Origin of the sequence: Mesorhizobium sp. BR1-1-3 (genome assembly GCF_020165455.1) — a bacterium.
Classification (GTDB): Bacteria; Pseudomonadota; Alphaproteobacteria; order Rhizobiales; family Rhizobiaceae; genus Mesorhizobium; species Mesorhizobium ciceri.
Map to the genome: position 1 here is coordinate 111139 of NZ_JAIUIC010000011.1, position 12974 is coordinate 124112.

Annotated in this window: 12 protein-coding genes; 7 read left to right on the forward strand and 5 right to left on the reverse strand. The window is 64.4% G+C overall.

Translation table 11 applies throughout. From position 1 onward, the window contains the following. Position 1: 1 nt before the first annotated feature. A complete protein-coding gene (locus LB559_RS23235) occupies positions 2-982 on the reverse strand; it encodes a GlxA family transcriptional regulator (RefSeq protein WP_024501969.1) in 981 nt (326 codons plus the stop codon). 77 nt (positions 983-1059) lie between these two features. Here LB559_RS23235 and LB559_RS23240 point away from each other — a divergent pair, with 77 nt between their 5' ends. From LB559_RS23240 to LB559_RS23270, 7 genes are all read left to right on the forward strand, one after another. Next, a complete protein-coding gene (locus LB559_RS23240) occupies positions 1060-1977 on the forward strand; it encodes a 3-keto-5-aminohexanoate cleavage protein (protein WP_013528293.1) in 918 nt (305 codons plus the stop codon). Positions 1978-1998: 21 nt separating this feature from the next. Continuing rightward, entirely contained in the window at positions 1999-2628 is a 630-nt protein-coding gene (locus tag LB559_RS23245) for an HD domain-containing protein (protein WP_013528294.1), read from the forward strand. Continuing rightward, positions 2625-3728 (forward strand): carnitine 3-dehydrogenase, encoded by a 1104-nt coding sequence (locus LB559_RS23250; protein WP_224675070.1) that lies wholly within the window; start codon positions 2625-2627, stop codon positions 3726-3728. Before LB559_RS23245 ends, LB559_RS23250 begins: the two co-directional genes overlap by 4 nt. A gap of 4 nt (positions 3729-3732) precedes the next feature. Next, positions 3733-4896 (forward strand): acyl-CoA dehydrogenase family protein, encoded by a 1164-nt coding sequence (locus LB559_RS23255; protein WP_224675071.1) that lies wholly within the window; start codon positions 3733-3735, stop codon positions 4894-4896. Between the two features lie 3 nt (positions 4897-4899). Further along, positions 4900-6978: an acetate--CoA ligase family protein gene (locus LB559_RS23260; RefSeq protein WP_063169797.1), complete on the forward strand. Its 2079-nt coding sequence runs from the start codon at positions 4900-4902 to the stop codon at positions 6976-6978. Then, positions 6971-7753 (forward strand): carnitinyl-CoA dehydratase, encoded by a 783-nt coding sequence (locus tag LB559_RS23265; RefSeq protein ID WP_013528298.1) that lies wholly within the window; start codon positions 6971-6973, stop codon positions 7751-7753. Before LB559_RS23260 ends, LB559_RS23265 begins: the two co-directional genes overlap by 8 nt. A 217-nt stretch (positions 7754-7970) precedes the next feature. Continuing rightward, positions 7971-8909, forward strand: a complete 939-nt coding sequence (locus tag LB559_RS23270) for an alpha/beta hydrolase (RefSeq protein ID WP_063169796.1) — start codon at positions 7971-7973, stop codon at positions 8907-8909. 35 nt (positions 8910-8944) lie between these two features. Here the strand turns inward: LB559_RS23270 and LB559_RS23275 are convergent, their stop codons facing one another. The 4 genes from LB559_RS23275 to LB559_RS23290 all read right to left on the reverse strand — a co-directional run bounded on the left by LB559_RS23275 (position 8945) and on the right by LB559_RS23290 (position 12917). Then, positions 8945-10603 carry an FAD-binding dehydrogenase gene (locus LB559_RS23275; RefSeq protein ID WP_224675072.1) on the reverse strand — a complete coding sequence of 553 codons (1659 nt, stop codon included), beginning with the start codon at positions 10601-10603 and terminating at the stop codon, positions 8945-8947. Between the two features lie 41 nt (positions 10604-10644). Further along, the gene (locus LB559_RS23280; protein ID WP_013528301.1) at positions 10645-11631 is read right to left on the reverse strand and encodes a Gfo/Idh/MocA family protein; all 987 of its coding nucleotides are present in this window, start codon (positions 11629-11631) and stop codon (positions 10645-10647) included. A 68-nt stretch (positions 11632-11699) separates the two neighbouring features. Further along, complete coding sequence (locus tag LB559_RS23285) at positions 11700-12275, reverse strand: YceI family protein (protein ID WP_224675073.1); 576 nt, start codon at positions 12273-12275, stop codon at positions 11700-11702. Positions 12276-12344: 69 nt separating this feature from the next. Continuing rightward, positions 12345-12917 (reverse strand): cytochrome b, encoded by a 573-nt coding sequence (locus tag LB559_RS23290; RefSeq protein WP_224675074.1) that lies wholly within the window; start codon positions 12915-12917, stop codon positions 12345-12347. Between the last annotated feature and the right edge of the window lie 57 nt (positions 12918-12974).

Sequence of the window (12974 nt, forward strand, 5' to 3'; positions counted from 1 at the left end):
GTCAGCCCCGGCGCAGCCTGACCGGCGCTTCGCCGAAAGCCCTTGAAAACGCTCTTGAAAACGCCGCGGCGGATGAGAATCCGGTCCGCCCGGCAATATCGGCCATGGCGATCCTTGTATCGACCACCAGCCGGCGCGCGGCGCCCAGGCGCAGCCTGAGGTAATAGGCGCCCGGTGTCTCGCCGATCGATTTGCGAAAGATGCTCTCCAGCGTCCGTGCCGTCACGCCGGCGCGCTTGGCCACCGCTTCAATGGTCAGCGGCTGGTCGACATGCGCTTCCATCAGCCGGATCGCTTGCGCCAGCCGCGGATCGTAGCCATCGAGCCGGCCGAGCGAGACCAGCGGCTGTGCGTCGGTGGCGGCGCGCGCCTGGTCGTAGATGAAGACGCTGGCGACATCGAGCGCGACGGCCATGCCGAGCCTCGTGCGGATGAGATGCAGCATCAGGTCGAAGGTCGGCGACGCGCCGCCCGAGGTGAACACCGGCCCGTCGATAACATAGCGGTCAGGGCGGACATCGACGCCGGGGAATGCCGAGGAAAAGTCCTCCATGTCCTCCCAGTGGGTGGTGGCGCTGCGTCCTTCCAGCAGGCCGGCGCGCGCCACCAGCCAGGTGCCGGCTTCGACACCGCCGCAAGCGCGTGCTGTCCGTGCGGCCCGGCGCAGGCCGGATAACAGAGCCGATGTCGCATAGTTCTGGGTGCCGAAGCCGGCGACGACGACAAGAACGTCGGTCGACTCGCCCGCATCGAAGCGGCCGCCGACCGCCACCGGCAGGCCGCAAGTGGTGACTGGAGCCTCGCCGGTCACCGAGACCAGCTTGAAATCGAACAGGGTCTCGCCGGAGATGCGGTTGGCCGCGCGCAGTGGATCGACGGCGGATGCGACGCACATGATCGACGAACCGGAAAATACCAGCAGCGTCACCCTAAGCGGCGAGCGCTCGGCGCGAAAGATCGTTGGTTTTTCGCTTTTCGTCATGGAAGCTTCGTAAAACGCAAAACAGTTTCCGGCAAGTCGGGCATTGTTGAGGCCTATTTCTTTCGGAGGAGAGTTCCATGCCGCTTGCGATGAACCGTGAGGTCTTCATTACCTGTGCCGTGACCGGGTCCGGCGGGTCGCAGGACCGCAGCCCGCATGTGCCGCGCTCGCCCAAGCAGATCGCGGATTCCGCCATCGATGCGGCCAAGGCGGGCGCCGCCATCGTGCATTGCCATGTGCGCGATCCCGAGACCGGCAGGCCGAGGCGCGACGTACATCTCTACCGCGAAGTGACCGAGCGCATCCGCGCGGCAGAAGTCGACGTCATCCTGAACCTGACCGCCGGCATGGGCGGCGACATGGTGTTCGGATCGCCGGAAGCGCCGCTGCCGCTCAACGAAAAAGGCACCGACATGGGCGGTGCCACCAACCGCATGGAACATGTGCGCCAATGCCTGCCGGAAATCTGCACACTCGACTGCGGCACCATGAATTTCGCCGAGGCCGACTATGTCATGACCAACACGCCCGGCATGCTGCGCGCCATGGGCGGCATGATGACGGCGCTCGGCGTCAAGCCGGAGATCGAGGCTTTCGACACCGGCCATCTGTGGTTCGCCAAGCAACTGGTCGAGGAAAAGGTGCTCAACCCGGATGCGCTGGTGCAGCTTTGCATGGGCGTGCCGTGGGGTGCGCCTGATGATCTCAACACCTTCATGGCCATGGTCAACAATGTGCCGTCGACCTGGAACTGGTCGGCCTTCGCCATCGGCCGCAACCAGATGGCTTATGCCGCGGCGGCGGTGCTGGCCGGCGGCAATGTCCGCGTCGGGCTGGAGGACAATCTGTGGCTCGACAAGGGCGTGCTGGCCACCAACGCACAGCTGGTCGAGCGCGCCGCCAGCATCGTCACCAATCTCGGCGCCAGAATCCTTGGACCGGAAGAGGTACGGCAGAAGCTCAACCTCACCAAGCGGGCGCCGATCGCGGCATAATTATTCGTCGGGAGGGTCGGCATGACTACCGTAAAATTCACCGCGATGAAGGATGGCGACCGGGACGACTACGAGTTCCTGACCGCGCATGAAATCGACTATGCGGCCAGGACCGGCGAGCGGCTGCTCGACGCGCTGGTGCAGCTCGACGCGGGTCTTTCCGGCTACAAGATCACCCGGCTCGGCCATTCGCTGCAGGCAGCGACACGTGCCTGGCGCGACGGCGCAGACACCGACTGGATCGCTTGCGCGCTGCTGCACGACATCGGCGACATCTATGCGCCTTACAATCACGACGAATATGCCGCTTCGATCCTGAAACCTTTCGTGCGCGAGCAGTGCACTTGGGTGGTGGAAAAGCATGGCGACTTCCAGCGGCTCTATTATGCCCATCATCTCGGCGGCAACCGCCACGCCCGCGACCGCTTTGCCGGCCATGCTTATTTCGACGATTGCGACCAGTTTTGCGAACGCTGGGACCAGTCCAGCTTCGACCCCGACTATGACACGCTGTCGATGGAATTCTTCCGGCCCTTCGTGCTCGAAGTCTTTGCCCGCAAGGCCTACGATCCCTCGGTGATCCGAGCCGGCGAGCGCGTACCCCTCATCGATCCCGCAACCGCCGCGACAAGAACCGGAGCTTCAGCATGAGCATCATCAACAAGGCAGCCGCCATCGGCGGCGGCGTCATCGGCGCCGGCTGGGTGGCGCGCCTGCTGCTCAACGGCATCGACGTGTCGATCTTCGATCCCGATCCCGAGGCGTCGCGCAAGGTCGGCGAAGTGATGAAGGGCGCGCGCCGCGCCTACAAGCAGATGGTGCCCGGCGGCCTGCCGAAAGAGGGCAAGCTGACCTTCGCCAAGACCATCGCCGAAGCGGTCGCCGATGCCGATTTCATCCAGGAGAGCGTGCCGGAGCGGCTCGACCTGAAACACCGCGTGCTGGCCGAGATCGACGCTCACGCGCCGGCCAACGCGATTGTCGGCTCCTCGACTTCCGGCATCAAGCCGACCGACATGCAGGTGGCGATGAAGAAGCATCCGGAGCGGCTGGTCGTCGGCCATCCGTTCAACCCGGTCTATCTCCTGCCGCTGGTGGAGATCGTCGGTGGCGAGCAGACCTTCCCCGAGGCGATCGAGGTCGCCAAGGAGATGTATGCCTCGATCGGCATGAAGCCTGTCGTCATCCGCAAGGAGATCGAGGCCTTCGTCGGCGACCGCCTGCTCGAAGCGGCATGGCGCGAGGCACTTTGGCTGATCAAGGACGGCATCTGCACGGTCGAGGAACTCGACGACATCATGCGCTATGGCTTCGGCCTGCGCTGGGCGCAGATGGGCATGTTCCAGGTCTATCGCGTCGCCGGCGGCGAGGCCGGCATGCGCCACTTCATGGCGCAGTTCGGGCCGTGCCTGAAATGGCCATGGACCAAGCTGATGGACGTGCCTGAGTTCAACGACGAACTGGTCGACCTGATCGCCACGCAGTCGGACGAACAGGCGCATGGGCTGTCGATCCGCGAGCTGGAAAAGATCCGCGACGACAATCTGGTCGCCATCATGGATGCGCTGTCGAAACAAAACAAAGGCAAGGGCTGGGGCGCCGGCGCGCTGCACAAGGACTATACCAGGCAGCTGGCCAAGCTGGCGGCGAAGAAGCCTGTGGCCTCCAAGGCGGCCGAGAAGGCCAAAGCCTTGAAACCGGTCAAGAAAGCCGAAAAGCCGAAGAAAAAGACCGGCAAGAAGAAAGGCTGAGAGCATGGATTTCGGGCTGTCGGAGGAACAGAAGCTCATCGTCGAGACGACGCGCGCGTTCGTCGAGAACGAGCTTTACCCGCATGAGCGCGAGGTCGAGCGCACCGGCGTGCTGCGCCGCGACCTGATCGAGGAGATCAAGGTAAAGGCGATCGAGGCAGGGCTCTATGCCGCCAACATGCCGGCCGATGTCGGCGGAGCGGGCCTCGATACGGTGACCTGGCTGCTCTACGAGAAGGAACTCGGCCGCGCCAATTACGCGCTGCACTGGACCTGCGTGGCGCGTCCCTCCAACATCCTCCTGGCCGGCACACCCGAACAGCGCGAGAAATATCTGTTCCCCTGCATCCGTGGCGAGAAATGGGACTGCCTGGCGATGACCGAGCCGGGCGCCGGCTCCGACCTGCGCGGCATGAAGGCGACCGCCGTGCAGGATGGCGACGACTGGGTGCTGAACGGCACCAAGCATTTTATCTCCCACGCCGACCTCGCCGACTTCGCCATCGTGTTCATGGCTTCCGGCGAAGAGGATTCGCCGCGCGGAAAACGCAAGAAGATCACCGCCTTCTTCGTCGATAAGGGCACCAAAGGCTTCACCGTCCGTGACGGTTACCGCAACGTCTCGCATCGCGGCTACACCAACGCCATCCTCGAATTCGACGATTGCCGGCTGCCCGCCGCCCAAGTGTTGGGCGAAGTCCATAAGGGGTTCGACGTCGCCAATTCCTGGCTCGGCGCCACCCGGCTGCAGGTCGGCGCCACCTGCCTCGGTCGCGCCGAGCGTGCGCTTGGCCATGCCGTCGAATACGCCGCGCAACGCCAGCAGTTCGGCCAGCAGATTGGCAAGTTCCAGGGCGTATCGTTCAAGCTTGCCGACATGGCGACCGAATTGAAGGCCGCCGACCTGATGGTGTTCGAAGCCGGCTGGAAGTACGATCAGGGCACCGTCACCGACCAGGACATGGCCATGGCCAAGCTGAAGGCCACCGAAATGCTCGCATACGTTGCCGATGAAGCGATCCAGATCCATGGCGGCATGGGGCTGATGGACGATCTGCCGCTGGAGCGCATCTGGCGCGACGCGCGCGTCGAGCGCATCTGGGAAGGCACATCCGAGATCCAGCGCCACATCATTTCAAGGGCGCTGCTGCGCCCGTTCGGGGCATAACATATGCATAAACTGGAGCGTCTCCTGCGGCCTAAATCGATCGCCGTCTTCGGCGGTGCGCAGGCTGCAGCCGTCGTCGCGCAATCGATCAAGATGGGTTTTGCCGGCGAGATCTGGCCGGTGCATCCGACCAAGGACGAGGTTGCCGGTCGCAAGGCCTATCGTTCGGTGGCTGACCTGCCCGGCGCGCCGGATGCTGCCTTTGTCGGCGTCAACCGGCATTTGACCATCGAGGTGATCAAGGCGCTGGCCGAACGCGGCGCCGGCGGCGCCGTCTGCTTTGCCGCCGGCTTCCTCGAAACCGAGGCCTATGACGATGATGGCGAGCGGCTGCAGGCCGAGCTGGTCGCGGCGGCCGGCCAGATGCCGATCATCGGGCCGAATTGCTACGGCCTGATCAATTATGCCGACGGCGCGCTGCTGTGGCCCGACCAGCATGGCGGCATAAGACTGGCCGAGGGCGGCAAGGGCGTCGCCATCATCACCCAGTCCTCCAACATCGCCATCAACATGACCATGCAGAAGCGCGGCCTGCCGATCGCCTTCCTGATGACCGCCGGCAACCAGGCGCAGACCGGCCTGTCCGAAATGGCGCTCGGCCTGATCGAGGATGAGCGGGTCACGTCGCTCGGCCTGCACATCGAGGCCTTCGATTCGGTAGCCGGCTTCGAACGGCTGGCGGCACGAGCCCGCGAGCTGAAGAAGCCGATCATCGCCATGAAGGTCGGCCGTTCCGAACAGGCCAGGCAAGCGACTGTCTCGCATACCGCGTCGCTCGCCGGCTCGGACGCGGCCTCGGGTGCGTTCCTGCGGCGGCTCGGCATTGCGCGTGTCGATTCGATCCCCGCCTTCATCGAGGCGCTGAAGCTGCTGCACATCACCGGACCTTTGCCCGGCTATAGGCTGTCGTCGATGAGCTGCTCCGGCGGCGAGGCCTCCGTCATGGCCGACAGCGCCGAAGGCCGCTGGGTCAATTTCCCTGTGCTGACCGACAGCCATCGCGCCCATGTCAAATCGACGCTCGGGCCGCTGGTCGCGGTCGCCAATCCCTTGGACTATCACACCTTCATCTGGAACAACGAGCCGGCGATGACCGCCACCTTCACCGCCATGGTGTCGGGCGGTTTCGACCTCAACATGCTGGTGCTCGATTTTCCGCGACCCGACCGCTGCTCGGTCACCGACTGGTGGGCGACGTTGCGCGCTTTCGAATCGGCGCTCAAGACCAACAAGGCGCATGGTGCGATCGTCTCCTCGCTGCCGGAGAACCTGCCGGAGGAATACACCGCCGAACTGATGGCGCGCGGCATGGTGCCGTTGTTCGGCATTTCGGAAGCGATGGATGCAGCCGGCGCAGCAGCCTTCATCGGCTGGGCTTGGGCTGAACCGCAGGCGCAGCCGATCGACACGTCGGCCTCCGGCGCCTCTGGCGGGGACCACGTCACGCCCGACGAAGCCGAGGCGAAGTCACGGCTGATCAAAGCCGGCCTGCCGGTGCCGAAGGGCGAGCGCGCCGCCAATGCCGTCGAAGCGGTGATTTCGTCCATGGCGCTCGGCTTTCCCGTCGCGTTGAAGGCGCTCGGCGTCACCCACAAATCCGAAGTTGGCGCTGTCAGGCTCAATCTCAGGGATGCCGAATCCGTCAGCACCGCAGCGCATAACCTGTTGCCGCTCGGCACCGGGCTCTATGTCGAGCGCATGGTGCGCGACGGTGTTGCCGAACTCATCGTCGGCTTCACCCGCGATCCGATGTTCGGCGCGGTGATGACGCTCGGCACTGGTGGCGTGCTGGTCGAGCTGTTGCGCGACAGCGTCACGCTGATGCTGCCGGCGACCCGCGACGATATCGAGGCGGCGCTGCGCGGCCTGAAACTGTTCCCGTTGCTCGAAGGCTATCGCGGCCGGCCGAAGGCCGATGTCGCGGCTGCCATCGATGCTATCTCTGGCATTGCCGCCTTCGTGCAGCAGAATGCCGGTGAGATCGAAGAACTCGACATCAACCCGCTGATCGTCTGTGCAGAGGGCAAGGGCGCCTGGATCGCCGACGCGCTGCTGGTGCTGGGAGAGAACAAGAATGTCTGACGTCATTTCGACCCGCCGCGAGGGCACCATCCTCGAAGTCACCCTCGACCGGCCCAAGGCCAACGCCATCGACCTGAAGACCTCGCGGCTGATGGGCGAGACCTTCAAGGCGTTCCGAGACGATCCGGAATTGCGCGTCGCCATCGTCAAGACCGCTGGCGACAAGTTCTTCTGCGCGGGCTGGGACCTCAAAGCAGCTGCCGGCGGCGATGCGGTCGACGGCGACTATGGCGTCGGCGGCTTTGCCGGCCTGCAGGAGCTGCGCGACCTCAACAAGCCGATCATCGCGTGCGTCAACGGCATGGCGGTCGGCGGCGGCTTCGAGCTGGCGCTGTCCTGCGACCTCATCTACGCCTCCGATCATTCCTCCTTCGCGCTGCCCGAGATCCGAGCCGGCACGCTGGCCGACGCGGCGACGATCAAGCTGCCGAAGCGCATCCCCTACCATGTCGCCATGGACCTTCTGCTCACCGGCCGCTGGATGGATGTCGCTGAAGCGCATCGCTGGGGCTTGGTCAACGAAGTGCTGCCCAAGGAAAAGCTGGAAGATCGCGTCTGGGAGATCGCCCGGCTGCTCGCAGGCGGCCCACCGCTGGTGTTTGCCGCGATCAAGGAGACGGCGCGCGTGGCCGAGGCGCTGACCTTCCAGGACGCCATGAACAAGGTGACCCGCCGGCAATTGCCGACGGTCGATGCGCTCTATGGCTCCGAGGACAATATGGAGGGTTTTCGCGCTTTTGCGGAGAAGCGGGAGCCGGTGTGGAAGGGGAAGTGAGGATTGTTGCCGAAATGACGGCGCTTATCCCCCTCTGTCCTGCCGGACATCTCCCCCTCAAGGGGGGAGATTGGCAGCTTCGATCTCTGCACTCTTCTTGCGACGCCGAAGGTTGGCGAAAGCCTTCGCAACATCCGATCTCCCCCCTTGAGGGGGAGATGTCCGGCAGGACAGAGGGGGGCGCCCAGGCTCAGCCTTGGCCGCCTCTCCAGCACCCATGACCGACTACATCAAGCTCATCGACGCCGAGACCTGGGCCTTCATCGAGCGCACCAATTCCTATTACCCGCCCGATACGATCGACTACACGATCGTGCAGCAGCGCGAGATTTACGACCGCATGTGCCGGGAATTCTTTGCCGGCTACCCCGAGGGCGTCGCTGTCGAAACCTCCGCCATTGCAACGCCGACGCACGATATCCCGATCCGTATCTACCGAAGCCCACTTCAGGCAGGCGTGACGGTGCTCTATGTCCATGGCGGTGGCTTCATCCTTGGTGGGCTGGACAGCCATGACGATGTTTGCGCGGAGCTGTGCTCGCGCACAGGCTATGAGGTGGTCTCCGTAGATTACCGGCTGGCGCCGGAACATTTGCATCCAGCCGCCTTTGACGATGCCATGAGCGCCTTCGAATGGGCCGCCGCCAATCGCGATCATCCTATCGTGCTCTGCGGCGACAGCGCCGGCGGCAATCTCTGCGCCGCCGTCAGTCACGCCACGCGCGGCCATTCGAAAAGGCCGGTCGGCCAGGTGCTGATCTATCCCGGCCTCGGCGGAAACCGCTCGAAAGGCTCCTATGTCAAGCACGCCGAAGCGCCGATGCTGACCGTGCGCGATCTCGAATTCTACAAGCACATTCGCACTGGAGGGCAAGACCGTAGCGGCGATGCGACGCTGGCCCCGCTTGCCGACACCGATTTCTCCAACTTGCCGGAGACAGTGCTGATCACCGCCGAATGCGACCCGCTGTCATCGGATGGCGAGACCTATCGCGACCTGATCATCACGGCAGGTGGCCACGCGACGTGGTTCGAGGAGCCGGGATTGGTGCACGGCTATCTCAGAGCCCGGCACACGGTTGGCCGCGCCCGCACCAGCTTCACCCGGATCGTCGGTGCGGTGACCGCGCTTGGACAGGGCGACTGGCGCTGGTGATCGCGGCCAAACTCTGAGGACCAAGTGACGCCCCTTCACGCCACCGAGGCAGCCGCTGCCCGGCCGGCGCTGCGGCCGGAAAAGATGCAGCCGCCGAGGAAGGTGCCTTCGAGCGCCGCATAGCCATGCACGCCGCCGCCGCCGAAACCGGCGGCTTCGCCGACGGCATAGAGCCCGGCTACCGGCTGGCCATCTGCCCCCAGCACGCGGCTGTCGAGATCGGTCTGCAGGCCGCCCAGCGTCTTGCGGGTCAGGATGTTAAGCCGCACCGCGATCAGCGGGCCATTTGCCGGATCGAGCATCTTGTGCGGCTTGGCCGTGCGGATCAGCCGGTCGCCGAGATAGGCGCGCGCGCCGCGCAGAGCGGTGATCTGCATATCCTTGGAGAACAGGTTGTCGAGCTGCCTATCGCGGGCGTGGATCTCGCGCTCGACTTGAGCCACCTCAAGCAGCGCCTCGCCGCCGGCCAGCGCGTTCATGCGCGCGACCAGCGCCGGCAAATCGGCCTCGACGATGAAGTCCTCGCCCTTTTCCATGAACGCCTTGACGGGGCCCGGAATGCCCGATGTGGCGCGGCCGAGCACCTGGCGCCAGCTCTTGCCGGTCAGATCGGGGTTCTGCTCGGAGCCCGACAGCGCGAACTCCTTCTGGATGATCTTCTTGGTCAGGATGAACCAGGAGTAGTCGAAGCCGGTGCTCATGACGTGGGAGAGCGTGCCCAGAGTGTCGAAGCCGGGATAGAGCGGCACCGGCAGGCGCTTGCCGCGCGCATCGAGCCACAGCGATGATGGGCCGGGCAGGATGCGTATCGCATGGTCGGTCCAGATCGGCGCCCAGTTCTTGATGCCCTCGACATAGTGCCACATGCGGTCGCGGTTGATGATCGAGCCGCCGGCCCGTTCCGTGATCGCCAGCATGCGGCCGTCGACGTGGTCGGGCACGCCGGTGATCATGCGCTTGGGCGCCGCGCCCAGCCGCTGCGGCCAGTTTTCCCGTACAAGCTGATGGTTGGCGCCGATGCCGCCGGAAGCGACGATCACGGCTTGCGCGCGAAGCTCGAAATCTCCCGATATTTCGCGCGAACTCTTGTGGCCGCGCTCGGCGGTGCTCGGTTGCAGGATGTCGCCGCGCACCCCGTCGACAGTCGCACCCGTGCGGGTCAATTCATCGACCCGATGGCGGAATTTGAAACTGATCAGTCCGCGCTTCTGCGCCTCGCGCACGCGCTGTACGAAAGGTTCGAGAACGCCGGGGCCCGTGCCCCAGGTGATGTGGAAGCGCGGTACCGAATTGCCGTGGCCGATGGCATTGCCGCCGCCTCGCTCGGCCCAGCCGACCACGGGAAAGAATTTCAGGCCGCGCTGTATCAGCCAGGAGCGTTTTTCGCCGGCGGCAAAGCCGACATAGGCTTCCGCCCATTTGCGCGGCCAGAAATCCTCGGGCCGATCGAAAGCCGCGGTGCCCAGCCAGTCTTCCAGCGCCAGGTCATGCGAATCGCGGATGCGCATGCGCCGCTGCTCGGGCGAATCGACGAGGAAAAGGCCGCCGAACGACCAGAATGCCTGGCCGCCGAGCGACTGCTCCGGCTCCTGGTCGACGATGATGGTTTTCTTGCCGGCCTCGGCGAGCTCGGCGGCGGCAACCAGCCCTGCAAGGCCGGCGCCGACAATGATCACGTCCGCATCGTCAGCCATTTTTCCTCCCAGAATTAGCCGGCTATTTCAATGCGAGGAATTCAGACGGTCTCCCAGCCTTCTTTGCCGCCGGCGCGGAAGATGGCGTCGATGACTTTCTGGTTGAGCACCGATTCCTCCAGCGTGAAGACGCGCTCCTTGCCGCCCTGTGCCGCGCGCGCGAAGGTCTCGACCTCCAGCCGGTACTGCTGCGTGCCGGGAAAGCGGAAAACCTGCGCCTCGGTGTGGTTCTGGTTGTGCAGTTCGACGCGGTGGTGGTCGTAGAGCCCGGCATTGAAAGGCGAGAACAACTCGATGAAACCCTTCTCGCCGTGGAACACCATCACCTGGCGCGCCGCCATCTGCGTCGACAGATAGAACGACAGCTCGAAGTCACCGAAATCGGCACGGATCGAGGAGTAGATGTCGGTGCCGAATGTCTTGTCGCGCTCGATCGTCGCCTGCACGCGCAGCGGCTCCTTGCCGGTGGAAAAGCGCGTCGACACGGTCGGGTAAACGCCGATGTCGGGCAGCGCGCCGCCGCCGAGGTCGAGCTGGTTGCGCATGTTGCTGGGGTCGACGTTGTAGTAGGAGAACGCGCCCTGCACATGGCGCAGCCGGCCGATGGCGCCGCTGGCGATGAGCTCGCGCACCTTGATCCATTGCGGGTGGTAGATGACCATGAAGGCTTCGCAGACCAGCACCTTTTTCTGGTCGCGCAGCTTGATCAGCGGCAGGATGTCCTTGGCGTCGAGCGCCAGCGGCTTTTCGACCAGCACATGCTTGCCGGCTTCGATGGCCTTGGCCGCCCACTCGACATGCTGCGAGGTCGGCAGCGGGATGTAGACGCCGTCTACTTCTTTCGAGGCGAGCAGTTCCTCATAGGAGCCGAAGGCATGGCGTGCACCGAAGCGGTCGGCCAGCGCCTTGGCCTTCGACAGGTCGCGGCTGGCGATCGCCGACAGCACGCCATTCTCCGCCTCGACCATCGCCGGCAACAAATGCTCGCGGCCGATCTTGGCCGTCGACAACACACCCCATCGGAACATCAGGCTTCTCCATCACGATTACAGGCGACGAGGTTTGCCCGAAATCGCCGGAAAAGCCAATGACGAGGTCAGCCCCTTTTGCCGGTCAGCGTCATGTCGAAGTCGACGATGTTGGAATAGATCGGCGTGCCGACATCCATGCCGTAGCGCGACCTCAGCACCTTGCCGGTGACATGGAATTTGATCATGCCGGCCTTGAGACCGCCGAGCTCGGCCGTGAATTTTTCCGGGAACGTCTTGCCGCGCGCCGTCAGCCGGCCGCTGACCAGAGCCGTGGTGTCGCTGGTTCGGGTCACGCTGGTAGAGCGGAACTGGATTTCCGGGCTGTTGGCGGCATCAAACACCGCGTCGGAGCGCAGGAAGGCATCGATACGGCCCTGGCCGGTGCCGACGCTTTCGGGAAAAATGGTGAAATTGACAGCTGAGCGCCCGACATCGCTGTTGTCGATGCGGATCGAGCCCTTGAAGCGGGCGAAGGTGCCATTGAGGCCGCCGCCGCCGACCTTGCCGATGGAGAAGCGGATGCTGGAGCTGACCGGGCTGATCGAATAGCTGCCGGCGGCGTCACCCAGCGCGACGGCCGCAGAAACAGGCATGGCAAGGCAAGCGGCGACCGCCGCAAATCCGAGTATGCGCGTGTACATGAGGATGTTCCTTGTTGGAGGCAGCGCATTTCTTGCGCCCTCACTCCATGAACGAATGAACCGCTCGCTCTATTCCGAATGTGACGAAGGCGTGACCATGCGCGTGAGCACGCCATCCCTGAGCTGGAAATGATGCCGCAGCGCCGCCGCGACGTGGAGAGCCACAAGCGTCATGCCGGCATAGGCGAGATACCAATGTGCCGCCGCCCAGAAGCTCTCGGCACCATCCGATTCGGCCAGCGGCAGGTTCGGCATGACGAACAGGTTGAACGGCAGGCTGGGGATCTCCAGCATCGAGACCGACACCAGCGCCCAGCCGGACAAGGGCAAGGCAAGCTGAAACGCGTAGAGCGCAAGATGGGCCAACGGTGCTGCCCGACGCTCCAGGGTTCCGACCGAGCGCGGCAGCGCCGGCGTTGCATTGCCAAGACGCCAGGCGATGCGCAGCAACACAAGCCCGAGCAGCAGGAAGCCGAAAGATTTGTGCAGTTGGATCAGCTCGAAGGCGGTGCGCTGGCTGGTCAGCCGCACCATGACGAAGCCGAGCCCGAACTGGCCGATGAAAATGAGCGCAATCAGCCAGTGGAGAAGGATCGCGCCCCAGCCATAGCGGGTGGCGCTGTTGGTGATCGATGTTTGCATGGGGAGTGAACGAATGTTGGTTCGGCTTTCTTCCCGCGCGCTTCACCCTCCACCTTG

Bases quoted from the DNA above. Each gene is read 5' to 3' on its own strand.
- LB559_RS23235 (WP_024501969.1), bottom strand. From the start codon at position 982: ATGACGAAAAGCGAAAAACCAACGATCTTTCGCGCCGAGCGCTCGCCG.
- LB559_RS23240 (WP_013528293.1), top strand. From the start codon at position 1,060: ATGCCGCTTGCGATGAACCGTGAGGTCTTCATTACCTGTGCCGTGACC.
- LB559_RS23245 (WP_013528294.1), top strand. From the start codon at position 1,999: ATGACTACCGTAAAATTCACCGCGATGAAGGATGGCGACCGGGACGAC.
- LB559_RS23250 (WP_224675070.1), top strand. From the start codon at position 2,625: ATGAGCATCATCAACAAGGCAGCCGCCATCGGCGGCGGCGTCATCGGC.
- LB559_RS23255 (WP_224675071.1), top strand. From the start codon at position 3,733: ATGGATTTCGGGCTGTCGGAGGAACAGAAGCTCATCGTCGAGACGACG.
- LB559_RS23260 (WP_063169797.1), top strand. From the start codon at position 4,900: ATGCATAAACTGGAGCGTCTCCTGCGGCCTAAATCGATCGCCGTCTTC.
- LB559_RS23265 (WP_013528298.1), top strand. From the start codon at position 6,971: ATGTCTGACGTCATTTCGACCCGCCGCGAGGGCACCATCCTCGAAGTC.
- LB559_RS23270 (WP_063169796.1), top strand. From the start codon at position 7,971: ATGACCGACTACATCAAGCTCATCGACGCCGAGACCTGGGCCTTCATC.
- LB559_RS23275 (WP_224675072.1), bottom strand. From the start codon at position 10,603: ATGGCTGACGATGCGGACGTGATCATTGTCGGCGCCGGCCTTGCAGGG.
- LB559_RS23280 (WP_013528301.1), bottom strand. From the start codon at position 11,631: ATGTTCCGATGGGGTGTGTTGTCGACGGCCAAGATCGGCCGCGAGCAT.
- LB559_RS23285 (WP_224675073.1), bottom strand. From the start codon at position 12,275: ATGTACACGCGCATACTCGGATTTGCGGCGGTCGCCGCTTGCCTTGCC.
- LB559_RS23290 (WP_224675074.1), bottom strand. From the start codon at position 12,917: ATGCAAACATCGATCACCAACAGCGCCACCCGCTATGGCTGGGGCGCG.